29 protein-coding genes and 1 riboswitch are annotated in these 24,506 nt (G+C 42.6%); of the genes, 10 read left to right on the top strand and 19 right to left on the bottom strand.

Features of this window, described 5'->3' with window-relative positions; translation table 11 throughout:
* Positions 1-118 precede the first annotated feature (118 nt).
* The 3 genes from DFR59_RS05490 to DFR59_RS05480 form a co-directional block, all read right to left on the bottom strand.
* Positions 119-886, bottom strand: coding sequence for a hypothetical protein (locus tag DFR59_RS05490; protein ID WP_114744596.1), 768 nt, complete (start codon positions 884-886; stop codon positions 119-121).
* Positions 879-1,454, bottom strand: a complete 576-nt coding sequence (locus tag DFR59_RS05485; RefSeq protein WP_245948386.1) for a sigma-70 family RNA polymerase sigma factor — start codon at positions 1,452-1,454, stop codon at positions 879-881. The genes DFR59_RS05490 and DFR59_RS05485 overlap by 8 nt, the downstream gene beginning before the upstream one ends.
* Before the next feature lie 121 nt (positions 1,455-1,575).
* Positions 1,576-1,968: a thiol-disulfide oxidoreductase DCC family protein gene (locus DFR59_RS05480; protein WP_114744595.1), complete on the bottom strand. Its 393-nt coding sequence runs from the start codon at positions 1,966-1,968 to the stop codon at positions 1,576-1,578.
* Positions 1,969-2,169: 201 nt separating this feature from the next.
* Here DFR59_RS05480 and DFR59_RS05475 point away from each other — a divergent pair, with 201 nt between their 5' ends.
* Entirely contained in the window at positions 2,170-2,880 is a 711-nt protein-coding gene (locus DFR59_RS05475) for an SGNH/GDSL hydrolase family protein (protein WP_114744594.1), read from the top strand.
* Between the two features lie 62 nt (positions 2,881-2,942).
* On the opposite strand, the gene DFR59_RS05470 is transcribed toward DFR59_RS05475, so the two are convergent.
* Positions 2,943-3,212 carry a late competence development ComFB family protein gene (locus DFR59_RS05470; protein WP_245948385.1) on the bottom strand — a complete coding sequence of 90 codons (270 nt, stop codon included), beginning with the start codon at positions 3,210-3,212 and terminating at the stop codon, positions 2,943-2,945.
* A gap of 142 nt (positions 3,213-3,354) precedes the next feature.
* Between DFR59_RS05470 and DFR59_RS05465 the strand changes: the two genes are divergently transcribed.
* The 5 genes from DFR59_RS05465 to DFR59_RS05445 all read left to right on the top strand — a co-directional run bounded on the left by DFR59_RS05465 (position 3,355) and on the right by DFR59_RS05445 (position 8,705).
* Complete coding sequence (locus DFR59_RS05465) at positions 3,355-3,957, top strand: DNA-3-methyladenine glycosylase (RefSeq protein ID WP_114744825.1); 603 nt, start codon at positions 3,355-3,357, stop codon at positions 3,955-3,957.
* A gap of 87 nt (positions 3,958-4,044) precedes the next feature.
* Positions 4,045-4,713: a BMQ_0737 family morphogenetic spore coat protein gene (locus tag DFR59_RS05460; RefSeq protein ID WP_114744593.1), complete on the top strand. Its 669-nt coding sequence runs from the start codon at positions 4,045-4,047 to the stop codon at positions 4,711-4,713.
* A gap of 138 nt (positions 4,714-4,851) precedes the next feature.
* Positions 4,852-5,784, top strand: coding sequence for a nucleoside hydrolase (locus DFR59_RS05455; protein ID WP_114744592.1), 933 nt, complete (start codon positions 4,852-4,854; stop codon positions 5,782-5,784).
* A gap of 188 nt (positions 5,785-5,972) precedes the next feature.
* Complete coding sequence (locus DFR59_RS05450) at positions 5,973-6,536, top strand: BclA C-terminal domain-containing protein (RefSeq protein ID WP_114744591.1); 564 nt, start codon at positions 5,973-5,975, stop codon at positions 6,534-6,536.
* 300 nt (positions 6,537-6,836) lie between these two features.
* Positions 6,837-8,705, top strand: a complete 1,869-nt coding sequence (locus DFR59_RS05445; protein WP_114744590.1) for an LTA synthase family protein — start codon at positions 6,837-6,839, stop codon at positions 8,703-8,705.
* 81 nt (positions 8,706-8,786) lie between these two features.
* On the opposite strand, the gene DFR59_RS05440 is transcribed toward DFR59_RS05445, so the two are convergent.
* The 4 genes from DFR59_RS05440 to DFR59_RS05425 all read right to left on the bottom strand — a co-directional run bounded on the left by DFR59_RS05440 (position 8,787) and on the right by DFR59_RS05425 (position 11,957).
* On the bottom strand, positions 8,787-9,197 hold the full coding sequence (locus DFR59_RS05440; protein ID WP_114744589.1) for a disulfide oxidoreductase: 411 nt from the start codon (positions 9,195-9,197) through the stop codon (positions 8,787-8,789).
* Between the two features lies 1 nt (position 9,198).
* Positions 9,199-9,900: a DsbA family protein gene (locus DFR59_RS05435; protein WP_114744588.1), complete on the bottom strand. Its 702-nt coding sequence runs from the start codon at positions 9,898-9,900 to the stop codon at positions 9,199-9,201.
* Positions 9,901-10,136: 236 nt separating this feature from the next.
* On the bottom strand, positions 10,137-10,412 hold the full coding sequence (locus DFR59_RS05430) for a hypothetical protein (RefSeq protein ID WP_114744587.1): 276 nt from the start codon (positions 10,410-10,412) through the stop codon (positions 10,137-10,139).
* Positions 10,413-10,952: 540 nt separating this feature from the next.
* A complete protein-coding gene (locus DFR59_RS05425) occupies positions 10,953-11,957 on the bottom strand; it encodes an S-layer homology domain-containing protein (RefSeq protein ID WP_114744586.1) in 1,005 nt (334 codons plus the stop codon).
* Between the two features lie 261 nt (positions 11,958-12,218).
* Here DFR59_RS05425 and DFR59_RS05420 point away from each other — a divergent pair, with 261 nt between their 5' ends.
* Positions 12,219-12,647, top strand: coding sequence for an RDD family protein (locus DFR59_RS05420; RefSeq protein WP_114744585.1), 429 nt, complete (start codon positions 12,219-12,221; stop codon positions 12,645-12,647).
* Between the two features lie 215 nt (positions 12,648-12,862).
* On the opposite strand, the gene DFR59_RS05415 is transcribed toward DFR59_RS05420, so the two are convergent.
* The 4 genes from DFR59_RS05415 to DFR59_RS05400 all read right to left on the bottom strand — a co-directional run bounded on the left by DFR59_RS05415 (position 12,863) and on the right by DFR59_RS05400 (position 15,235).
* Entirely contained in the window at positions 12,863-13,477 is a 615-nt protein-coding gene (locus tag DFR59_RS05415) for a DUF2238 domain-containing protein (RefSeq protein ID WP_114744584.1), read from the bottom strand.
* Positions 13,478-13,539: 62 nt separating this feature from the next.
* Positions 13,540-13,860 carry an MGMT family protein gene (locus DFR59_RS05410; RefSeq protein ID WP_114744583.1) on the bottom strand — a complete coding sequence of 107 codons (321 nt, stop codon included), beginning with the start codon at positions 13,858-13,860 and terminating at the stop codon, positions 13,540-13,542.
* Positions 13,861-13,947: 87 nt separating this feature from the next.
* Positions 13,948-14,442: a hypothetical protein gene (locus tag DFR59_RS05405; RefSeq protein ID WP_245948384.1), complete on the bottom strand. Its 495-nt coding sequence runs from the start codon at positions 14,440-14,442 to the stop codon at positions 13,948-13,950.
* 4 nt (positions 14,443-14,446) lie between these two features.
* Positions 14,447-15,235, bottom strand: a complete 789-nt coding sequence (locus DFR59_RS05400; RefSeq protein ID WP_114744582.1) for a hypothetical protein — start codon at positions 15,233-15,235, stop codon at positions 14,447-14,449.
* A gap of 193 nt (positions 15,236-15,428) precedes the next feature.
* Positions 15,429-15,514, top strand: a riboswitch (ZMP/ZTP riboswitch).
* 52 nt (positions 15,515-15,566) lie between these two features.
* On the opposite strand from DFR59_RS05400, the gene DFR59_RS05395 reads away from it, so the two are divergent.
* Together DFR59_RS05395 and DFR59_RS05390 are read left to right on the top strand one after the other, a co-directional pair.
* The gene (locus DFR59_RS05395) at positions 15,567-16,409 is read left to right on the top strand and encodes a bifunctional 5,10-methylenetetrahydrofolate dehydrogenase/5,10-methenyltetrahydrofolate cyclohydrolase (RefSeq protein WP_114744581.1); all 843 of its coding nucleotides are present in this window, start codon (positions 15,567-15,569) and stop codon (positions 16,407-16,409) included.
* A gap of 160 nt (positions 16,410-16,569) precedes the next feature.
* Positions 16,570-16,857, top strand: coding sequence for a hypothetical protein (locus DFR59_RS05390; RefSeq protein ID WP_114744580.1), 288 nt, complete (start codon positions 16,570-16,572; stop codon positions 16,855-16,857).
* A gap of 17 nt (positions 16,858-16,874) precedes the next feature.
* Here the strand turns inward: DFR59_RS05390 and DFR59_RS05385 are convergent, their stop codons facing one another.
* The 7 genes from DFR59_RS05385 to DFR59_RS05355 form a co-directional block, all read right to left on the bottom strand.
* Complete coding sequence (locus DFR59_RS05385; protein ID WP_114744579.1) at positions 16,875-17,615, bottom strand: cytoplasmic protein; 741 nt, start codon at positions 17,613-17,615, stop codon at positions 16,875-16,877.
* 20 nt (positions 17,616-17,635) lie between these two features.
* The gene (locus DFR59_RS05380) at positions 17,636-18,355 is read right to left on the bottom strand and encodes a polymer-forming cytoskeletal protein (protein WP_114744578.1); all 720 of its coding nucleotides are present in this window, start codon (positions 18,353-18,355) and stop codon (positions 17,636-17,638) included.
* A gap of 13 nt (positions 18,356-18,368) precedes the next feature.
* A complete protein-coding gene (locus DFR59_RS05375) occupies positions 18,369-18,992 on the bottom strand; it encodes a YhbD family protein (protein ID WP_114744577.1) in 624 nt (207 codons plus the stop codon).
* Positions 18,993-19,180: 188 nt separating this feature from the next.
* Positions 19,181-20,689 (bottom strand): cardiolipin synthase, encoded by a 1,509-nt coding sequence (gene cls / locus DFR59_RS05370; protein WP_114744576.1) that lies wholly within the window; start codon positions 20,687-20,689, stop codon positions 19,181-19,183.
* A gap of 229 nt (positions 20,690-20,918) precedes the next feature.
* A complete protein-coding gene (gene lepB, locus DFR59_RS05365) occupies positions 20,919-21,506 on the bottom strand; it encodes a signal peptidase I (protein WP_114744575.1) in 588 nt (195 codons plus the stop codon).
* Positions 21,507-21,690: 184 nt separating this feature from the next.
* The gene (locus tag DFR59_RS05360; RefSeq protein WP_114744574.1) at positions 21,691-22,167 is read right to left on the bottom strand and encodes an NUDIX domain-containing protein; all 477 of its coding nucleotides are present in this window, start codon (positions 22,165-22,167) and stop codon (positions 21,691-21,693) included.
* 151 nt (positions 22,168-22,318) lie between these two features.
* Positions 22,319-23,176: a VOC family protein gene (locus tag DFR59_RS05355; RefSeq protein WP_114744573.1), complete on the bottom strand. Its 858-nt coding sequence runs from the start codon at positions 23,174-23,176 to the stop codon at positions 22,319-22,321.
* A gap of 209 nt (positions 23,177-23,385) precedes the next feature.
* On the opposite strand from DFR59_RS05355, the gene DFR59_RS05350 reads away from it, so the two are divergent.
* Positions 23,386-24,429 (top strand): ArsR/SmtB family transcription factor, encoded by a 1,044-nt coding sequence (locus DFR59_RS05350; RefSeq protein WP_114744572.1) that lies wholly within the window; start codon positions 23,386-23,388, stop codon positions 24,427-24,429.
* Positions 24,430-24,506 lie beyond the last annotated feature (77 nt).

Raw genomic sequence — 24,506 nt, 5'->3', positions numbered from 1 at the left:
ACGATGCTAATCGGATCTGATCTTTCTTTATTATCTGTGATTCTCTTTGTTGTATTCTCCTGAAAATCAATATTTCTCATAAAAATAACCCCGGACGAATGCTTCCGGGGCAATGCAGCTATTGAATCGGCATCCAATTCACTTTCCAGACGCCTGCTTTATTTTTCGAGAGCCCGAACCCGAGAGAATTTTCCAGACCCTGATTCTTTTCGCTTGAAATGAGGATATAGGCATTTGAATCATCTACGATTTTTTCCTCTAAATATGAATTCTTCACTTTTTCCAGCAGGGAGCCTCCATCTTTTTGTGAAGATTGTATCCAATCTTCTTCAGATTTGAAAATTTGCTCCACGTCCGGGTCATGATTGAAAAGCCAATATTGGACTCCGTAATCTTTTTGATCCTCTGCATAAAAGTAAAGGGTGAAAATCTGCAGCGGAGTTAATCCCCTGAGGAGCATATCATCATGCTTTGCCGAGAATTGCTTATATAACGATAGAAGTTCCGGCTCTAATTGTACCCTGCCTGCATCATCCGTCAGTTCATTTGAGGTATCCTTTTTATCTGCACCTTCTGGATTGAATCCCTTTTTTGCTCCTGAATCATCTGCAGATTCCATATGGGAAGACTCTGCTGATTTATCACTTGAACCGAGATTATGAGTAAGTGCGCTTCCGATAAAAATGGCAAGGAAGCAAATGACTGCCGCTGCGACTCCCCCGGTCATCAATTTCGGAAACCATTCGGCTCTTTTTTTGCCTTCCATGGACACTGGTGCGCTTTGAATTCGATCACGTATTCTTTTTTTATCTTCTTCGGTGAAGACTTTATCTGGAGAAACATACGTCTCAAAAGCCTTCCTGCTCTTTTTCAGCTGCTCATCCATTCAGCATTCCTCCTTCCAAAGAATGCGACATCCTTAGTTTTTCCCTTCCCCTGTGCAGCCGTGTCTTAACTGCTGAAGGGCTCAAGCTAAGCATTTGACAGATTTCATCAATGTTCATGTCTTTGTAGTAAAAAAGTACGATGACTTCCCGATACTTGATTGGCAGTTCAAGGACTGCTTCAATGAGTTTTTTATTTTCATCTTGTTGAATAACGTTCTCCATCGGTCCATTCCCTTGTGTTTTTCCTGTTGTCATCCAATGGTCAGTCAATTGCAGCTTGCGGTAATGCCAGCTTCGCAAATAATCCTTGCATTTATTGATCGCAATGGAATAAATCCAGCTTTTCAACGCAGACTTTCCATTGAATGTGTGAAGTTTTTGGTAAATGGACAAAAAGACTTCCTGAATGAGATCATCTGTCTGCATCCAATTTTTCGTATAGGAATAGGCGAGCCTTTTCAACTCTTCCCCGTATAGATCCATCAACCGTTCGATTGCTTCTTCAGGCTCCATATCCAAAATTTCTCTATCCCCTATTTCAGAGGCGGAAAATTGATGCCTTTCCAAACCTCATCCCCCCTCATTTCAACTAGCTAGTCAACTGTATGACGAAGCACACCAAATAAACGTTACAATTAAAAGAAAAAAGCCGAGCAATCCTTTTGTGAATGCTCAGCTGAATGCTAATTTATTCTAAAAACCGCTTTCTTTCCTTCGGTGACGGAATCCGGCATGCTTCCTTTTGACCGAACCACTTGTAGCGGTTCTTGGCGATGAATTGATAGATTTTGTTTCTGATCGGTGCAGGGATTATTTTTAACCCCCACAAAAGCTTCCATGGACCGTCTAAATGGCGGCAGATAGCAAGTGCTGCATCAGACTCCACGTACAGACGGTTATTTTCAATGAGAACAACACTATCCAATCCTTTGGAAGCCTGATATTCCTTGAGGAGTTTTTGACCGATTTCGCTTTGGAGAGAGGCGAATTTAAAATACTCCTTTGAGTCTCTTTTCATAATGAACTGCACGCTGCTGTCGCAGAAGTTGCATACGCCGTCAAACAAAATGATGCCAGACATGCCATCCCTCCTTAAAACCTTTTTAATTGAATTAATACTATCGTACCAAATTAATTACATTCTGAGCATATAAGCGGGGAAAGATGTTATTTTAAATTACTCTATGTATTCTCCCTTTTCATCGAAAACCCTTTTAGTAGGACAACTGCTGATTTTATTGTAAAATAATATTAAAATATGAAAAATTTAAGGATGAATGCGATGAAAATGATTTGTCTTGGCGACAGCATCACCAGAGGAGTTTCTTTTACCGGAGGAAGACTGCGCATCATGAAAGAAAACTATCCTAACCTCCTTCAGCAACAATTTGTTCAAACAGGGAAAGAGCAGATTGAAATCATCAATAAAGGGGTCTTTAATGATAATTCTGACCTCTTGATCAAGCGAATTGAGAAGGATGTCATACAAGAACGTCCGGAAATCGCCCTCTTGAATATTGGCGGCAACGACTGCGATTTCAATTGGGGCAAAGTAGCGGAAGAACCTGATTCTACTCATGAGCCAACCGTGCCAATCGAAAGATATTTAAACAATGTCTCGCAGCTGATCGATACGCTGAAAAATGCCGATATCACACCAATAGTATTAACACTTCCTCCCCTTGATCCCGTCCGATACTACAAAAACATCGCATCCAGATTCGGGACGTCTATCAGCCACTGGATCAACACCGTCGGGGGAATCGAACATTGGCATAGTTCCTATAATCGATCGCTGAACATGCTGTTGGATCAAATGGATTCCATTAAACGGATCGATGTCCGCTCCTATTTGAAAAAAGCGGGAGACCTTGCCTCATTAATCAGTGATGACGGAATACATCTAACAAAAAAAGGGTATAAAGTGATGAGTGACTCGATATTTGCTGAATTGAGCCTGATGATGCAAAAGGTTGAATCTTATCAAAATTAAATAGAAGAGACCGGTGTACACAAAGTGTTCCGGTCCCTTCTATATTTATTATTTCTATTAAATTAATGTTTAGGGAATTTTCCCACGACATAAATCGCTTTAATGATCCTTTTATTGATCCAACTTCGATTCTCGACTGTATTAAGCATTTCGAATGTCAGCTTGCGGCCGTCTTCTGTCGTGACATAGTGGCTTGGCAGTGAATTCAGGCTCAGGGCAATGATATCATTGGTACATTTTTCACATTTGCAGAATGTTTGGTATTCCGGGCCTTTCATGTACATCGTGACAAGAGCTGAAACAATTTCTTCCATTACATTGGTGTATTTCATTGCATTCTCTCCCATTTTTCTAAGGTGTACTCGAAAAATTCGTTTCGTTATGGACTAGGACATGATCGTTATCTCTATTTTACCATTGCTTGTTGTCGAATTTACAGATTTTTTTATATCTTTAATAGGAAAGGAAGAGTTGATGCAAACCGATATTCATTATAAACCATTACCCATAGATTTTTATCAGCAGCCAACATTGGAATTGGCGAAATCCCTGCTCGGCTGTCTGCTTGTACATATGACACCGGAGGGAACTGTGTCCGGATATATTGCCGAAACAGAGGCCTACATCGGTCCCGGCGACCGTGCTGCCCATTCCTTTCAAAACCGCAGAACGAAGCGAACTGAAGTGATGTTTGCTGAAGCAGGAAGTGTTTATACGTATGTTATGCATACCCACTGCCTTTTGAATGTGGTCAGTGGAGCCATCGATGCACCTGAGGCAGTGTTGATTCGGGCAGTTGAACCATTCTCAGGAATCGACCTTATGAGCGCAAGGAGAAAGATGCCTTTCGGAAAAAATTTGACCAATGGACCGGGTAAGCTCACAAAAGCCCTTGGCATCGGCATGGAATATTATGGGCATCACTTTACAAATCCGCCTTTATTTATTTGTGAAGGGAAAACGCCATCAGGCATTGCTCACGGAAAACGGGTCGGGATCGATAATTCCGGAGAAGCGAAAGATTACCCTTGGCGTTTTTGGATAGAAGGCACCCCTTTCCTGTCAAAAAAGGGCTGATGCCTAAATTCTTTTTTAAAATCCTGCAACAATCCGCCTATGCCCACATACTTTGTTAACAAATTCATTCGTATGAGGAGTGTTACTATGGCGGTGCGGTCTCGCTGCGATTCTATTGAAAGCATGTGCATCAACGCGAAAAAAATCTATGATTGGGTCGTGCTGCAAAAATCGTTCGCTTCCACCATCAATGCCGCTGACCTTGGAAATTTAGCCATTGATCCATGCGGTACGGCCATTTCAAAGATGGCGGCCCGCTGCCTCCTGGTGGATCCCGATACCGGCGAACCTCTATCCCCCGGTTCTGTTATAAAGACATTTGAGATCAGCGACCGGCAATCAACGTCCCTAGTGATGGATGGGGCACTGATCACACTGCAGAAAATATCCTTTGTGAAGATGCTCGGACTGATTATAGAATTCAAGGGCATCAACGGTTCAACGCCATTTATCGAGCAATCTTCGCTTGTTGTGATTGAAGTGCCGGAAACTGTTCTCCTTTGTGCGCCTAATGATACGGCACTAACTGCCTATCTATCGAGTGTTCAATGCAAACTTAAAGTCAATTGTACAGGCGATATCCTGACAAGTGTGAATGTTTCCCTGGATTTATGCCAGAGCATTCAATCTTCTCAGGAAGTGACAGTGGAAGTCGGCCGAGCGGCATTTTGCCAGCCGCGGGAAATTTTGAAGCTGGAATGTTCGGCTCCCTCCTATCCCCCGCAATGTCCAATTTTGTTTGGGAAAAACAACTGAAATTGATAAATTGAAGCCCCCATCGATGGAGGTTTTTTTTTTATGACTCGTGACCAACGACCCATCAGGTAATATCTTCCATGCAGAAAGCATATATTAATTCAACTATTTTCAATAAACTGATTGGTGGGGTCCATTATGCCAAAGAAGATTCTACTATTCTGCGATCCGGGAATCGATGATTCAATTGCGATTATGTTTGCGTTGATCAACCCCGAAATAGAGATCGTAGGAATTGTTGCAAGCTATGGAAATGTTTCAAAAGAGCAAGCAACTGCCAATGCCGCCTATCTTCTCGAGTTGGCTGGAAAGCCTGATATTCCTGTGATCCCTGGTGCATTTATGCCCATCCAAAAGAAAATGATTACGTATTATCCTGAAATTCACGGGGAAGATGGCATCGGTCCCATACAGCTCCCGGTAAAGGACTATATAAAGGTCTATCCTTTTGACACGATCCGCTTGCTGATTGAAGCATATGGGAATGAACTCAATATCGTGGATACCGGCCGTTCAACATCCCTTGCAACAGCATTCATCCTCTATCCGCAACAGATGAAGCTAGTGAATGGCTTTTATTTAATGGGAGGTTCTTTTTTTGCACCAGGAAATGTGACCCCCCTTGCCGAAGCTAATTTTCACGGCGACCCCACCTCTACTAATTTTGTATTGAAGCACGCACATAACATTACTATCACCCCATTGAATACAACGAATTATGCCTACTTGACAGACGAAGTGGTCGACCTATTTTCCAAACACAAATCAAATCCATTTGCTTTTATGTTAAAACCGATCTTTGAATATTATTTTAAAGCTTACAAAAAACTATCTCCGGGAATCATCGGTGCTCCGATCCATGATTTGGTTACAGTCATGACGGTATGCAAGCCTAATATTGCTGAATACATCTACTATGATGCACAAGTGATAGAAGGAATCGAAGCAAAAGGCCTTTCTTATATCGACTTGAGGCCCCTTGGCCAGCCCGGTCAAACCCGGATTGCCATCAAACTGAACTATGATATTTTCATTAAAGAATTAAAAGACTGCATGCTTAAGATGATTTGAACTTGATAATGAACCTGCAGATGAATATTTCTTATTGAATGCATATTTTTTAAGATGATCCTATCACCCTTTCTCACTCCTATCTAAAATTAGGCTATATTTACATATTTCATAGAGTTGATAAGCCCTATCGCATTAATCAACTTTGAATAAGATATAGTATGCCAAATGGAAAGGAGTGATTAAATATGGCAGATTATAAATATCCCGGCGTGACTTGCTACCCGAATGGTTCAAACTTCTCAACCGGACCATCTCGTCAGCGTTCATCCGGATATGTAGTTAGGACAATCCCTGGCCCACAAGGTCCTGCGGGTCCTGCTGGAAGCGGACTTTCTTCTGCACTCAGCGCTTACAATGATGCAGGTGCGGTTGAGTTGGCCCTCGCCGCTGGTGCTGCAGTTCCATTCAATACACCAGGAGCTTCCTTTGGTGAAGCGATAACGCAAACGGATGATACTACTTTCAGTCTGAATGAAACTGGCTTCTATTCAGTTGATTATTCGGTAGGAACTGCTGCTGTTTCAGCTTTGGGAGGAATCCATTTGGAAGTTGGCGGTGCTACCGTATCCCCTTCTACAACATTGCTTAATGCAGGTGCCCGTTTATCGAAAGAGGTCCTTCTGCGTGTAGATGCAGCCCCTGCCAACCTTCAATTAGTTGTCGATGGATTGGGTCTAACAGTAGCAAGCGGAACAAGTTCTGATGTCACCATCAAAAAAGTCGCCGACCTTTCACAGGCACCTCAATAGTCTGAAACAATAGGAGTCTATTTATAGGCTCCTTTTCTAGTCTTCTAGGAAATTTTAAAATGTTACCTTGTGGATAATTCTGAAAGAAGTTAATCGACGTCCAGCTCCAACGCCTAGCCCCTCGAGTCATAAGCCGTACCTCTACGGAAATCAGGATTTCCTTCGAGTTCCGTCTTATGCTGGTCGGGGCTGACCAAAGCGCTTGCGCTTTTGTTCTGCCATGGCTATCCGTTGACATTTCCCTGCCTAATCGGAATAATAGTATAGGAGTTTTATCGCATCTGAAAGAAGGAAATTTCAATGAAAACGGCTATACGTACATTCAGAAAAAGCCATTACGGCTTTCATGCAGCTTTATTGATTCTAAAAGCATTTGCCCTGCATGCCATTTTGTTTAAAGATTTTAATCTATTAAAAGTCATTGCCTTAGAGGGCTGTTTCATTTTTTTACTGCTCGGTCTTGTGGAAGGTCTTGCAAAAAAGGGTGCGCCCTATATTTATTTAGCAGCTAATGCTCTCATCACTACGTTTTTTGCGGCAATTTTGCTATATGTGACATGGTTCAACACCATACCGACCTACCATGTGCTGCTTGAAATCGGACAGCTCGGTGCCATCCGGGACAGTGTAGCATCACTGCTCAGTCCTTTATATGCCCTGCTTTATTTGGATATCATCATTTTGCTGATCCTTTTGATCGCCAAAAAATATCCGCTCGTTCGAAGCGAAGCCAAAAGCCCTTGGAAAAGACGCACATTTTTAGGTGCTCTTGCCGTCTGTGTCATCGTCTTTTTTTATTACAAAAATGTTGAAATAGCGAACCCGGTCCTTGCGGCTGAGTCGAAGGGGATTTTTAACTACGAAGCGATCAATATCGCCAAATCCTCTGAGCCGAAATCAGCTGCAACGATGGCCAATGAAAAGGCGGATCCGTACGAAACCAATCAAAAAATCGCGTCCATCAAGGGAATCAAACTCATTCCTGCCGATCAGCGCAAATACTTTGGAATGGCCAAAGGACGAAATGTCATCGTCATTCAAGGCGAGTCCTTCCAGAACTTTTTGATCGGTTTAAAAATCAACGGAAAAGAAGTGACGCCGAATCTCAACGAGCTTGTGAAACACAGTTTTTACTTCTCGAATCTTTTCCAGCAGGTAGGGCCTGGGAATACATCCGATGCAGAATTCATCATGAATACATCCCTTTTCCCGAATGACAATACACCTACCTCTCTTACGGTCGGAAACAAAGAGATTCCGAGCCTCCCGAAGGTCTTGAAAGAAAAAGGGTATTCAACGATGACGTTCCATACCGATAAAATCAATTTCTGGAATCGCGACCAGTTGTATCCGGATCTCGGCTTCGACCAATATTTTGATGAAAGCTACTTTGGCGATTCGGATAAAGTGGGCATGGCAGCCTCGGATGATGTCCTTTATAAAAAAGGGACAGAAGCATTGGCCAATGCCAAAAAGCCTTTCTATTCCATGTTCATTTCGCTTTCCAGCCATCACCCTTTCGTCATTCCAGATGAAAAGAAAACGCTGGATCTGCCTTCAGAATACGATGGGACGCTGATCGGAGATTACTTGACCGCTCAGAACTATACGGATGCTGCGATCGGACGTTTCATCGAAGAATTGAAGAAAAAAGGGATATGGGATAATTCCGTCATTCTTTTCTATGGAGATCACCTCGGGCTTCAAGACAAAGCGCTGGATGATCGAGATCAGGAACTGTTTGAACAATTTACTGGACATAAATATAATTTGAAAGATCGATATACGATTCCATTCATAGTATCCATCCCTGGAAAAACGGATAACGGGACGGAGGTTTCATCACCGGGCGGCCAGCTCGACTTCATGCCGACGCTTGCCAACCTTCTTGGGGTAAAAATCGACCATAAATTGGTCCATTTCGGACAGGACCTTCTTCAAGGTCAGAACAACTTGATTGGCATCCGGTATTACCTTCCGCCAGGCGGATTTGTGAATGATCATATCATTTATTACCCGAATGAAAGCTTCGCTGACGGAGATGCATTTTCGTTAAACACGATGGATCGGGTGAAAGATTTTTCAAAATATGAAACCAGCTATCAAAAAATCCTAACACTCGAGGAGCTGTCTGACTCCTATTACGCACAGCTGCCGGAAAAAGAATAGAAAAAAAGCGTAGGCCTTGGCTTACGCTTTTTTTGTTAAAAGAAATGCCGCTTCCCTTTATGAGAAGCGGCATTTTCTATATTATTGCTGTTTATCCTGCTTATGCAGCACGAACATCAAGATGGTGATGATGGTAAATGCCGTGAAGGCTAATAGGGGAATTGTGATGAATCCAAGCCAGTCAATGTATTTGCCGGAGCATGGGACCCCGCTTGTACACATTTCGAATTCGCGTAAAGCAGGTACATGCTGCAGCAAGTAATGGTATGCCGATATGACAACTCCCAAAATGGAAAATGGCAGGATGTACGGATAAATGCGATGTTCATTTCGGTAAATGGCCACTCCCATGAACACAAATAATGGATACATCAAGATCCGCTGATACCAGCAAAGGGTGCATGGGATGAAATGCTGGATTTCGCTGAAATACAGACTTCCCAACAAAGCGATAATGGAAGTGATCCATGCGGCGAATAAAGGTTTATTCATATTAGGACTCCTTTTCCGCTTTGTTTACCATTTTGATGAAATCATCAAAAGTTTTGCCGTTAAATTGCTTGCCATTAATGAATAATGTCGGAGTACTTTCGACTTTCAATTCTTTTACTGTATCCATATCTTTTTGGAACGGGGCATCCCCTTCCCCATTTTGGTACGCTTTCACCACTTGGTCTACCTCTTTTTGATCAGCGATTTCAGCTAATGTTTTTTCTAGGAACTCATCTGTATAATAATCCATTTGTTCATATTTTTTATCATCCGGCTGTTTTTCGTAAAGCAAATCATGGAACTTCCAGAAGGTTTCATTTCCGAGCTCTTTATAGACCGTTTCAGCAAATTTAGCGGCCCGTTTTGAATCGACATTGATAAAGGCATAATTAATGAAATAAAATTTGGCTTTACCCGTATCGACTACCTGCTTTTTGATTTCAGGGACAAATGATTCATTGAAGGCCTTGCAGTAAGGACATTTATAGTCCCCGAATTCCACGATGTTCACCGGGGCTGATTTTTCGCCTAGATAAGGCTGATCTTTATACGAAAAAGCATCTTGCTTCTCTACATGATTTGATTGTTTTCCAATGAAGATAATTGCGATGATGACCAAGAGTACGATTCCGCCAACCCAGTAAACTAGACGGGCCGAAGATTTTGGTGTTTGTTTAGACGGTTTCTGGTTCGATTTCGCCATGAGTCTCTCCTCTTTCTATATTTTCAGATGATGGCAAATAGACATCCATCTGAATATTTGCAGCAAACTGAATACATTATAACATTTCCCTCTAATAAAATTCCGACCCAAATGTGACAGTTCCTTAACTACCGGGAAAAAGGAGCATATTCGATGGTATGCTCCAGTACTAATTTTCCATATTTTTTATACTATTCTATACGGGAGGATAAAGAATGGCAAAAAAAAAGCACTCACTAGAGTACTTGAATAGCTTTCACCTTTTTTTCTTTTTGTACAAATCTATTGGAAAAATGTCTGCAGAGTTGGATAAGCCGAACCGATAGCTTGTGTTGGCTACTCAAAAAATCCGGGTGTTTTTTTATGTATGTAAATACTTCTGAAAGGATTTTTTCTGCATGGTCTTGCGTAAGTCCATCATTTAATAGACATCTATAAAGTAGTAATAGGTACTTTTCAGCTATTATCTCCAAGTTTAATGAGTCATTTTTGACTACTAATTCTTCATACATTTAATCACTTCCTTTATAAATGGCGTCAAATCACCTATTCCACTTATACAAAAACATTAAACAAATATTGCACATTCATTAAGCGAAAAAGGTGACTGTCACCACCCGAATTTTGTCATGTTTTGTCGCCGGGACTCGATTCTATCACTCGAATGTTGGTGTCGAGGAAGCCCTTCTTGAGCAGATTTTTTGCAATGGCGCATAAGAATGGTGTTTTGGTTCATAAGATACATTATCTCGCGCATAGGTTGGATTTTCTCGCGCATAAAGAAATGTAAATGGCGCATAGACCGTGGTTTTTCGCGCATAGAACCTGCTGAGAGCTTAAATTGCCCATGTTTTCCTTACTTTTTCCTTCCTCTGATCGGTCCAAAAGGCCTTTCATAGTAAAAAAATTGCCCATTTTGATCAAAATACCCCGATCCAGGCACTTTTTGATACACTTTCACTATTCCTATGACCTTTCGCTCTTCAATCAAACCATTTTCACACCTATATAGAAAAAAGGACTGCAAACTGCAGCCCTTTCTATCTTTCTATTTATCTTTTAACAAATGTTTGGACCCAATAGGTTCCATAGGATCCGCCTTTGGCGAGTCCAATCCCGATTTCTGTATAATTCGGGTTTAGGATGTTTGCACGGTGTCCTTCGCTGTTCATCCATGCGGTCATGACGGATTTGGCATCTGGCTGGCCGGCGGCGATATTTTCTCCTGCAGCGGTCCAGTGAATGCCAAAGTTAGTCAGCATTTTAAATGGATCTCCATAGGTTGGAGACGTATGTGAAAAGTAATTCTTATCCCTCATATCGGCTGCTTTTGCTGCGGATACGCGTGAAATATCAGAAGCCAGTTTTAAAGGTGGTGCACCTGTTTTAGCCCTTTCTGCATTAACCAGGGTTAAAACGGATTCAACTTCACTGACAGATTGTCCATTTTTCTTATAATCCATTGCCCTTTTGACGAAGACGGCCATTTGAGACCGGCTCACTTTCCCGGTAGGATCATAGATTCCTTCTTTTTTGCCTGTTGTGATCCCTGAAGCCGCCAATTTTTCAATATAAGTATAGGCCCAATGATTGGATGCAACGTCCTTGAACGTATGGGATGATTGAATTTTCAGCTCATAGGAAATGGCCAGGATTTTAGCCATCTGCGCTCTTGTCAGAGGGTCTCCGGGATGAAAATAAGACACTTTAGAAAAAACACCCATGTCTGTTAGTGCGGTTATGTATCGATACGCTTCGGTCCCTTTTGGGATATCTTTGAATGGGGGTGCTGGGTGGCCGGCTGTTTCAACCCTCAACGAACGCCCAATCATGACAGCTGCCTGTGAGCGGGTAACATTCCTCTCAGGTTTGAAGGTGTTATCAGGGTAGCCAGTTAAAACCTGTTTATCTACCAATTCATAAATCTCGGATTTTGCCCAATAATTCGATGGGATATCGCTGAAGGCAGCTGCGGCAGCCGCATGCTTCAATGGCATCAGGATCATTGCCAGCAGCATGATGGATGCCAGAAGTCTCATTCTTCCAGTGTTTCTCATCTGCTTTTCCTCCTCTGATTCTATTTATCTCGCAATGCGTGAAAATACGGCTGCTAGATTGGCAGCCTAACCAAAGTATACCTGAACCTTAACGGCAATGGAGGATGTTCCAGTAAGTAACGATTGTGGAAGAATATTCATGTAAGGTGAAATATTTCGTATTGAGGAAAGAAACCCTTGAATAAAATAAAATGTACCGTCATTCCCCATCTTTTCTATGGTATAATTTCCTACTATATGGGTAAGGAAGGAGTTTTTCACATGGTAAGACCTGCAGGATTTTGGATCCGCTTGGGGGCTACGCTGCTGGATGGATTGATCGTTTCCACTCCACTTGGACTAATCATCAGTTTTTTATTTTACCAGGACTTTCAAACAAACCATCCGCTTAATAACTTGACGCTCCTTTATGATTTGATTACGCCGGTGTTATGGTCGGGGTATGTGGTTGGGAAAAGGATTGTCGGCATCCGCATTGTCAAAGTGGATGGCAGCAATGTCACGATTTGGACTATGCTTCTCCGGATTGTCGTCGCGGGGCTTGTTTATGTGGTGACCCTTGGAATCGGTGTGATTGTCAGTGCCATCATGGTTGGTGTGCGCGACGATAAACGCTCAATCCATGACTTTATCGCCGGCACTTATGTGACGTATGCAAAGCCAGGAGAAATGAAACCGGTAGAACTTTAAAGAACAGCAAGAAGGAACCCTCTCACTTGGAAAGGGTTCCTTTTTTGATTAAATAAGGCTGTTTTCGTAAACATTGTTGTTAAAATCTTAAAGCCGATTTTAACGTATAAATACATGTTTTGCGCATTGGGATAAAGTATCCAGGCTCTTTTCGAGCTAAATCTTCTGCATAGATTGCATCAGTTATTCTGATTTACTGCATAAAGCAACAAACTTTAAGAAAAGAGCCTTAGATAATATTGATGCAATCGTGATAATGTAAGAAGACTGAGCACCCCGCCTAAAAAAGCAAGGGCCATATCCCACTCGGAATCCCATATGTCCCCTTGCGTCCCAAGGAAATCATGTGCTTCACGTCCCAGGATTTCCGCCGCCAGCCACTCGGCGATTTCATAGGATGCCGACAAGGCGAGAACGACGCAAAGGACGAGAAAGATCAGCCACTTAGAAGGCTTCAGACAGGATTTTCTTATCAACACTTCCCTGACGGCGATGGCGGCAAAGCCTTTGAGAAAATGTCCGACTCGATCATACTCATTCCGTTTCAGGTGGAAATGATCTTTGATCCAATTAAAGAGCGGCACTCGTTCATACGTATAATGTCCGCCAATGAACATCCAAATGCACAGGACGGATAGGATGATGTAGACAAGCGTGGTAAATTGGAATTTCCGATATGCAGCAGCCAGAACGATGATGCCTAAGGTGGCGGGTCCTACTTCCAGAGACCATGTCAGATAGCTTTTCGGGGAAATTCCGGACCAGATCAAAACAAGCAGGACAATGACTAGCAAAGCAAGGTGAATTTTTTTGAAAGATGGTTGAGCCATCACGTTCCCCTCCTCTGGGGATATTTACCTTTAGTATGAAGACTTGCCTGCCATCTTATTCACTACTGCACATGTCTATCCGGAATCCAGCCGAATTCCGTTAGATCGATCTTGTTTTTGGGTGACACTTCAACCCCTTCATATTCTAGACGATCGACTTGCTCGCGCATCGAATCTTCATCCTGAAATCCGATTTCTCCTTTTGAGTTGATGACCCTGTGCCAGGGCAGGTTGTATTTAGCACTCATACTGTGGAGGATTCTCACCACTTGCCTCGCAGCGCGTGGACTTCCCGCCGCCCTTGCAATCTGTCCGTATGACATGACCTTCCCCTCTGGGATGGATAAGATGATCTCCACTACATTCTTTGTAAAACTCGTCATTCTTTTTTAACTCCCTTATGCTCTTTTTCTCCATTATATCGAAAAAAAGAAAACAGGCTCTCTTTAAGCCTGTAAAATGAATGTTAATTATTCCTGTAAAAAGGAATCCGTTGTTTCCAGCGAGTTGGCCACTTTCCCAATCCCCATGACCCGAAACATATTTAGTATATGCTCCACGCTGTCCACTTGGGTTTCCAAGCATTCCACAATCAAGATTACTTCTGATATCAATCCCGCTTGCAGCTTCATTTTGACCTTATTCTTCTTATAATAAATCAATTTGATCACGAACCCTAGAATAAATCCGGCTGCTGCATAAATCAAACCCCAATAGATCGGCCCCCATTTCAAAGAAAAACCGATACTGGCGCCAATGACCGAAAAGGCTGTAGCAAGCACCATGCCGATATCACTTAATGACACCCCGTCTGAATGGTGCATGGTATCAAACAATTTTGGATCAGCAGGAGGATTCTGCAGGGGAACCGCAAAGATATTCTCTTTTTTTATCCCTTTTTCCTGGAGTGCTGTAATGGCCATTTCTATATAAGTTGTATGCTGGAAGGTCGAAAAAATTTGCATATTTTCACTCCAATATGAATCCCTTTTTTACGACAAAATGCTTATTTTGATAATTATCTTTTAAAAATTGTTTCTGCTCTTGCTTAAACAGCTTATTGTTTTCAACGGTATTCAAATAGGAATCGAAAACGGAAAAGCCGTAAATGGACGGGAAAAATAGCAGCCACTCTTCATCCAGCACTTTAGTGGACCCCGCAATATCCCCCATAAACAGGAGTTGGATTGCTTCGAGTTCATGTGACTGGAAGAAGAATACAACCGTCCACACGATAATGAAGAATGCCGTAGCAATACGGTGGATATACAGCTGTCCGAGTCCTGGCATGAACATGGACCAGATGACAGACAAAAATGGCTGCCGTTTGTCCATGTAATTGATTTCAAGCGATCCCATGTCGAAGGTTGAGTACCGGTGATTTTCTTTGTCAGCTAGGTAATAGATTTTGTTCATGTCGACTGTAGTGCGGTAGCTGTCCCATATGGCGAAAAGATAAACCGGAATGTAGATGAGGAGCCATCTTGTGTCCAGCACTGCCTTTGCCTCTTCGATTTTCCCTTGAAAGGAATAGATCATTCCGAGATTGACATGCGCTTTTAAATTGATGACGACTTCCCAGATGAAGAGTACGTATCCTCTTAAGTATTTTGAAAGGAGCAGATGCCCGAAGCCTGGAAATGCGGCAGACCACCAGGCGACAATGTAGGGATTGCGCAGATGAACTTGAGTGGTGCCAAGAATGCTGACCTGCGCCCTATAGCGCCGTGCCGTATCGTCGCTTTTAATATTCTTCATCTTGATCCCCTTACGACAGTTAATATCCCTATTTTTTACTGATTATGGAATATTATTCGCTGTTAAATCTTAATGGAATAATTTATCCGATTTTCGACAAAATACGAACATTATGTGATTTTTAATAAATAACATTCGCATCTGAGTTGATTGGACATACAGTTTGTGATATGATGTCCGTAACATACAAGCTTGCCTGCACAGTGACTGACGACAAACGTGGAATCAACCACAAGGGAGCTGTGTTCAGTATAACGTCGGGTCGTCTGGGCAGAGATAAGGATTAGATTCCCCTTATCTCTTTTTATTTTTTCTCAGGAGGGATACATATATGGAAAAGTTGATCTTGGATGGGACCAAAGTAGCTGAAGGCGTGAAAGCCAGCTTGAAGGAACGAGTCGAAGAGTTGAAAAAGAAAGGAAAGACGCCATGTCTTGCCACCATATTGGTTGGAGATGATCCTTCCTCAGAAACCTATGTACGCATGAAAGGGAATGCCTGTCAGAAAATCGGCATTGACTCCAAGCGCATTCATCTGCCGGAAGAAACCACGACTGAGGAACTGCTTGCGGTGATTGATGAATTAAACGAGGATGAAAAAGTAGATGGCATTCTTCTGCAGCACCCTGTCCCTTCGCATGTCGATGAGCGTGCAGCATTTGAGCGGATTGACATCGAAAAGGATGTCGACGGTGTAACCAGCTTCGGCTACGGACAGACGGCCCTCGGCTTCGGAAAATATCCATCCTGTACACCAGCAGCGATTTTGCGCATCATTGATGACTACGAAATTCCTGTGAAAGGAAAGCACGCCGTTGTCATCGGCAGGAGTCCGATTCTCGGAAAACCTGTCTCAGCATTGCTTCTTAACCGCGATGCGACAGTGACTACGTGCCATTCACACACGCAAAATCTCCCTGACATCGTCAAGCAGGCCGACATCGTTATTGCTGCTGTCGGTAGACCGGAATTTGTCAAAGGCGATTGGATCAAAAAAGGCGCGGTCATCCTGGATGCCGGCTATAATAAAGGAAATATCGGCGATGTCGACTATGATGCATGCTATGAAAACGCAAGTGCCATCACCCCTGTCCCAGGCGGCGTCGGCCCGGTGACGATTTCCATGCTGCTCAAGCACACGGTGGATGCGGCTGAGGAGAAAACATTTAATTAAGAACAATTAAGCGCCTTGAATCCAGGGCGCTATATTTTTTAAACTAGCTCACTAAAAATCGGACTTTCGTTACAATTTTTTGTCACTTCATTCATCCCGTCATCACTGCTGTCCCTCTTGCATATTCTGTAATTCAGATTGGTTTTGAGAGGTGATCGACATGTTTTACGGAATGAAATTCGGCCTCAAGTCCTTCCTCCTGGCAATCGTAGGAATCATTCTTGAATTCTTCGCACAAGCAGTAGGATTTGGTTCATTTTTGACGGGTCTTTTCACAATCGCAGGCGCACTGGCCATCCTTTTCAGTTTGGTTTACTGCATCGTCAGCTTTATCAGAAGGGAACGGGGACGCTGGAAATACTCCGGTCTCATCCTGATACTGGCAGTAGCTGTTGCCATTACATTTTTCCCGTTTTTCATTGATATGTACCATTTTAATAAGCCGTAAAAAAACAAAGCCGCAGATCATTTCATCTGCGGCTTTTCATATGATCCATTAAATATTTTTTCTTTAATAGTCGAATTAGAATTATGCTTGAAGGACTCCGAATATTCAACCAATCCGATTTCACATCCTGAACCGATAGTCACATTCTTGCCTCGCACAATATCCGCACGTGTATTTTCAATCGTAATGTCATCCCCTTCGATGATCTTGACTTCCAGGGTGCCATCCCCTTTGCCGAACGGTAAAAAAGGAAGTGCAGATTTTTTCTTGATAGAAATTTTGCTGCCGCCGATTTCTGCTGCACGGCTCACGCCAAACCTTAAACCAACATCCAGCACTTCCGCACTCAGCAAGCCTGCTGCAACGAAATTGCCATGGAGTTGGAAGGTTTCCATTTCAATATTTCCACCAGATGAAATGCTCCCTTTGATATCTGCTTTCTCTCCTTTGATTCCTCCAGCAAGGTCAAGTGATCCACGCACTTTTGTATGATGAATAACTGCATCACTTCCAGAAGTGAGCTGCCCAATCACTTTCAGTCCAGTGCCATGCATGGCGCCTTTTACATTGGTTTCGCCGAACACATCCAGTTTTTCGTATCGGATATCACCCTGCAATTCACTGGTGCCAAATGTCTTAAAGACCTGGCATTCCACATCATCAAGGATCGTTCCTTCCCCGCGGATGGTGATTTTATCGTATGTTCCTCCGGATGCACTTCCTGATCCATGAATTTTCACATGATTTTGTCCGCTCATAAATACTCCCCTCTTTCTACTTAGATCTTTCTTGATTCTTTCACCACAGCGTTTTTATCTTGAAAGAATGTTCCGCTGTATTCGACCAATCCGATTTCGCAGTTTGGTCCAATCACCACTTGATTGCCGCGCACAACTTGTGCAGTGGTCCCTTCAAGTTCGATTTCGTCCCCTTCGATGACTTCTGCTTCAAGTTTATTTGGAAAAAAGGATTTAATCAGTTTTAATAATGCTTGCTTCTCTTGAGTAGCAATGATTTGTTGACCGCCGATTTCCTTTGCTTTGCTTTCCCCAGAAAGTTTGATCCTTACCGTTTCCGCATTCAGGAGGCCGCCTATCATAAAAGCACCTTCGCCTTTGAAGCTTTCGACTTCACAATCTCCATCAATAGTCACTTTGCCATTGACAGTCATCTCTTCCCCTTTAAGATTGCCTCCGACGGTAGCTTTGCCAGCCACAGTCATTTTCCCCATTTGGACATTTTCTTGAATGGAAGCAGAGCCGTTTACATTTATTTCGTCTACCGTCAATTGTCCGTTGATTTTCGCTGAGCCGCTGACCGTCGCTTTCTCTGCTTTCACATTTCCATTCATCACACCTGCTCCGTTGCATTCGAAAATTGTGCATTCCGCATCCCCATTTACAGTACCTTTTCCATTCAATTGGACTTTATTAAAGGTTCCGCCATTTGATGAGCCGATCCCATTGATTTGAAGATCCCCTAGTTTATTCGCGTTCATATTAATCCCCCATTTAAAGTAATTTTGTTTTCAGTTCTTCCATGCATTTTGTGATAGAAAGACGGGCTACCATTTTCGTCCCTTTTTCAAAAAACACGTCCTCCCCATTCATCAAAATGAGGCAGCTTGATATCCCTAGTTTCCGAATAAAGATGATGATCGCGTCCTTTTTCTGCAGCTGCTTAGAATGTTCCTTCAACAATTCCAGAAGCATCCTGCCTTCATCAAGCTGGATGTCGCCGGATTCAAGCATTGACGAGAGCATGTAAAGATTCAGGATCTGGTCAAAAGGGAACTCCCCTGAAACCCCTGTATGTTCCAAAAAGAAATTCATGACTGTTTCTGATGCGATCCCCCGGGAGATTAATTCACTAGCTGTCAGGTTTAAACTGGAGGCAGTCGGAGAAAACATATCCGCAAGTTCATCGAGCGAAAGGTTCTCCTTCATGGTTTGAATCTTATCGATCCGCTCCATGATTTTTTGCTTTGGAAAAAAAGTTTCCTGACCCGTGAAAGTCGATTTACGTATGAACCAATCTTCCGGGATCAAGTTCTTCCGTTTCCAGCGATAAAGCTGTCCGTAGGAAATGCCCGTAAGGTCCAATAAATCCTTTTTTGAAATTAATTCGTGGCTCAAATGAAACGCTCCTTTCTGATACATAGAATGTAACATAACACCGTTACGCATGTAAATAGGCAAATAGAAAAATTTGTTATAATTCTGCTTAATACTTGATATGATAAGGGTTTTTAAACACAAAAATAGCGAAACACTGTTCTGTTTCGCTATTTGATAAAGAAACTCTTGAGGTTTGTTACGCTGTTTTACAGAACGCCGGAGAACATCCGGGCAAACGATTCCTTCGTCCGATGCCAAATCCCCCGTTTATAATATTCGACCGGCATGATTCGAACGCTGTCTTTCATATCGGCTTCATAATGAGCGACAAGATCACGGATGGATGTGGACCCCAGCATGAAGACATTGACCTCGAAATTCAGATGGAAGCTCCTCATATCCATATTGGCCGTTCCGAGTGAAGCGAGATTTCCATCCACAATGATGATTTTCTGGTGCATGAATCCTTTTTGATAGGAATAGATCTCCGCACCGCAGCGCAGCAGTTCAGCGAAATAGGAGCGCGTTGCATACTGGGTCAGGAACCCGTCATTGATTTCCGGCACCATGATGCGCACCTGAATTCCTTTTGATGCTGCAATTCTAAGGGCTGTCCGGATCGATTCATTCGGTACGAAATAAGGCGTCGCAATCCAGATGGACTGTTTGGCAGATGACATCATCGTATAATAAAGGTCGCTCATGACTCCTTCTGCCGTATCCGGTCCGCTTGCAACCACCTGCACAGCGCCATTCCATTCATCTTCAGCCTCTGTTACCGGCGGTTCATAATCACCGAGTAAATTATCCCCGCTTACATATTGCCAATCAAGCAAGAACACGGTATGCAAGGTATGGACGGCTTCCCCTTCCAGCATCATATGGGTATCCCGCCAAAAGCCAAAGTCCGGATCCTCGCCAAGATACTCGATGCCGACATTCAATCCGCCGACAAATCCCACTTTCCCATCAATGACAATAATCTTTCGATGATTGCGGAAGTTGAATTTTTGATTAAAGAATCCATATTTCAACGGTGAAAATGGGTAAACCTGAATCCCGGCTGCCTGCATTGCTTTGATGTCCTCATTGGAAAGATGTATGCTGCCAGCTGAGTCAAACGTAAATAAGACTTCCACTCCAGCTTTTGCTTTCTCTATCAGAATGTCCATGATTTCCTTTCCAAGCCTGTCTGAACGGAAAATATAATATTCCATATGAATGTATTCTTCTGCTTTAGCCAGTTCTTCTTTTATTTTGGAGAATGTCTCATCCCCGTTTTTCAGGATGGTGGTCCTTGATTTTGAATTCAGCGATGAGAAGGCGACACGATCCGCAAACTTCGCAAACTCCAATTGATTGTCCTGCAGGAAGGAAAGATCCGGAGACGACTCGCTTTTCATCACCCTCTCCCATTCATCCCTGTCATTCCTCCGTTTATGGTAGAACAAATAACCTTTCAGATAGAGCTGCCCGGAATAAAGGTAAAATAAATACCCAAGCACCGGTATGAATACCAGCACATAAATCCATAGCAGCGTCGCCTGCGCCGATCGATTCTCAAGCATCAGGGAATAAGCTGTAATCAGTATGATAAATGTGTAAATCAATGCAAACGAGAGTTTAATCCAAAAGGAATACCCCGTTAAAAAAATCACATACAACGCTGCCATCAATACCAGCAGAAACAAAAACTCCATGCGTCGTCTCTTCATCCAAAAACCCCATATCTATATGTAATTCAATCTGCTTTTCTTTACCCTAGTATTGGCTGTGACTAACCTATGCCGCGGTCTGCCCAGCAAATATTTTATTGCTTATTAGTATCGGAAATTAAAGGGGATTTTATTTCAGCACTAGGTGGAGCCCTCGGGAAATCCGTGAAATTCTTCTTAAAAACACGAAAAAGCCCGCGGGATTCATATTGATCCAGCGGGCATTTCGTTATTCAGCAGCTGACGATGCGCCAGATTCTTTGTCCGTAAAGATTTGCATTTCATTGAATGGGAAGATGCGGAGATCCACTTTTCCCACCACTTTGTCTTGATCCACAAATCCAAAGACGCGGCTGTCTTCACTGACTTGGCGGTTATCGCCAAGGACGAAGAGCTTTCCTTTTGGCACGGTTGTTTCGCCTGTAATTTCTTCAAGCGTGAAATCAGGGGTTAGATTCCCTTGTGTCACCCTTGCTTTATATTGTTTTAAATATGGTTCTTTCATGGGTTTGCCGTTGATGTACAAAGTATCATTTTTGTAAGCAACTTTATCTCCCGGCAGTCCGATGACGCGCTTCACATAATCAGCGGTTTCGGTTGCATGGAAGACGATGATGTCAAATCGATCCGGCTTTTTCAGGTCATAGTCAAGTTTGCCGACAATCAAGCGGTTTCCATCCTGAAGGGTAGGCATCATCGATTTACCTTCTACTACATAATTTGAGAAGAGGAAGGATCTCACAAGGATGACGACTATGACTGTGATTCCTATGGTTTTTATCCAGCTCATTAGTTCACTTTTGCTGCTTTCTTTCATTCAAATCCCTCATTTACTAAGATCTTGGCGTCAATTAGTGCAATGGATGCTTGCTTTTAAGGATTTGCTGAGTCTTTTTATTTCATTAACATCCCAGCGTCCAGTGTTCATCCTTTTTCATTATACTGAATACCCGGACAAAAGAAAAAGGAAAAGGGAAATTTGATGGAAATTGGGCAAATCCTCACACTTTCTTGAACAGGGTATGCTCTTCTATGTATTGACCTTTCACACCGTCCTGCAAATAATTCAGCAATTCTTCCTGAATAACCGGATAAAGCTTGATTTCCCTCAGTTTCTCAATGGGAATCCACTTTGCCCCAATCTGCCTTGGATCCGGAGCCGCCGGTTGGAATGAATCGTAGTTTCTGTCAAGCGTGGCTTTGAAGATCATGCTGAGCGCTTGAACCGGACCAAATCGATGGTCAATCAAATGCGGGGAATATTCGTAGGAAAACGCAAACTCCCCAATTTCCACTTCCACTCCCCCTTCTTCCCAAGCTTCCCTCTTTGCTGCTTCTTTTACCGATTCACCGGCTTCTACGCCGCCGCTTGGAAAATTGTAATGAAGACCACTTTTTTCATCCTTAAACTCAGTAAGAAGAATATGATCATTCTCAATGATCACAACCCCTGCTCTCACCCTGATTGGATAAGACACCTAAATCCCCCCAAAAAATAAAAGATATTTCATGATCATACCACATTTCCATAATATTCCGAAAGTGAAAACCTAGAGTAACACCAAAATAGACACCACTCGAATCTTGTCGAAAAAAACGCTGGAATGCCCAAGGCACCCAGCGTGTCATTTAATATTTCAATGAAATGGTTATTCCAGATGGATCTTTCACAAGAACCTCATGATGATTTTCTTTAATGGAATAGCCTGCAGCAGCCAATTTTGCTGCGGCTGCATTCCTCTCTTGTTCACTTGGATAAATCAAGGAATACCAATTCAATCCTGTTTTATTTTCCGGCTGAGGGCCAGCTCCCTTGCTGTTCCACGTATTCAATCCAATATGATGGTGGTATTTTCCCGTTGAGATGAACAGTGCCTGCGATCCGTATCGATTCACCACATCAAAGCCAAGCAACCCGGTATAAAACTGCTCTGACTGATTCAAATCCGATACCTGCAGGTGGATATGCCCCATGATCGTATCTTCCGGGAGTCCGGTCCATTCATCTCCATCCCATTTGGCCATCAAATCGTTGACATTCAATTGGATAGTGTCCATGGATACCTTCCCGTTTTCCCATTTCCAATCGTCAGGGTGGCGGTCTGAATAAATTTCGATTCCATTCCCATCCGGATCGGCCAAATAAATGGCTTCACTTACAAGATGATCAGATCCGCCCTGGAGAGGATAGCCGGCAAGCGCAAAATGACGCAGAACATCAGCCAAGCTTTTGCGATCTGGAATCAAGAGGGCGAAATGGAATAGGCCGGCTGAAGATGGATTCCTTTTCGCGATTTCCTCAGGCTGAACCAATCGAACCAATGGTTTTTGGCCATCAGCTGTCAGAACTGCTGTTTTCTCGGTCTGCTGTAGAATCTTCAATCCTATGATTTCTTGATAAAAACGAGTGGATTGATCAATATTTTCTACTGATAACTCAATTTCTCCTGGATATATATTCGGAGATTCATGGAATGATTGTTTCATTATCTAGGACTTCCTTTCAAGCAAATACATTACATATGTACTATACTCCCGTAATATCTCGAAGTCAAAGTAAATACACCTAAAAAATCCTGGATTGATTTTAGATTCGATTTGTATCAAAAGACACAATTGACGAATATGAAATAAAGCATTATCATTCTATTTATATCTAATGTTTAATTCGAAAAATATCGGAGGTGCTTTTTCCGTTGACCAACCAACAAACCGGGATTCACTTTATCAGTTCTCCCGTCTTTGAATTTCTTGCTTCCCTTTATATCGTTCACAACAATGAAAAAATCAAGCCCAAAAAGAGTGAGTATGAACTACACCCCACTTTAAAATCTTGTCTGGAGCGAATTGGCTCAGCAATGAATCTGGAGCAAAAAAAGGAAGTGGATATTTTCTTCCACTATGAAACATTTATCGGTCTTTCGCTAATCCGTTTTTCATTCGAAACCAATACTCATCAAGATATTGAGCAGTTTTTAGTCAGACTAGCCGATACACCAGCAGCTGATTTATTTACCTACCTGCTTCAAACCGGTTATACATCCAAGGAGATCGAATCCATCAACGATCCCGGGGAGGTCCTTGATTTCATCAATGAATCGACCATTCCGGAATCCGAGAAATGGAAGCTGACTTTCCTATACGTCAATCGAGAAGAGACGAAAGAAAGACTGATCTCACTTCTTAAAAACTATTATGTTTCCATCTTTAAAAATGAACTGGATCTTGCTCTCGAACATCATGAGGAAAGCTACCTTATCATCAAAGATGCGGGAGTGTTATCTTCTCGATCCAAAGCCCTTGAGATTTTCCCATACCTGTCCAAGGATACAGTGTTGGATCCGATGACCGAGGTAATTTTTGCCCCTTCCTTCTTTTATGGCCACGCTTCAATGGTATCCAATAAGGAAGGGTCGATTTTATGCCTTTATGGAATCAACCAGCCGGAAAATGGCCAGCCAGAGGGATGGACCGAAGAGAAGCTATTGGACGCTTTGAAAATAATCGGGGACGAAAAAAGGCTGAAACTCATGAAAATGCTAAGCAAGTCGCCATTCTACGGCTATGAATTGGCCAAGAAACTCAATTTATCAAATTCAACTGTGTCGCATCACCTTTCCCTCTTGACCAGCTATGAAATCGTCACTTCAAAACGAATGGAGAATAAAGTTTATTTTGAACTGAACAAAGAGAAGGTCCAAGAGCTCTTCGAAGCTGCATCCAATCTTTTTTCCGAATGATTAGCCCTATAGGAGGGCTTTTCATAAAATCTTAAATTCGATTTGTATCGAAACACTATTTCAACAAATATTAAAAG

This window comes from Falsibacillus pallidus (genome assembly GCF_003350505.1).
GTDB classification, from domain to species: Bacteria; Bacillota; Bacilli; order Bacillales; family DSM-25281; genus Falsibacillus; species Falsibacillus pallidus.
The sequence above is the reverse complement of the archived record's forward strand: the minus strand, read 5'-3'. Positions and strand labels throughout refer to the sequence as shown.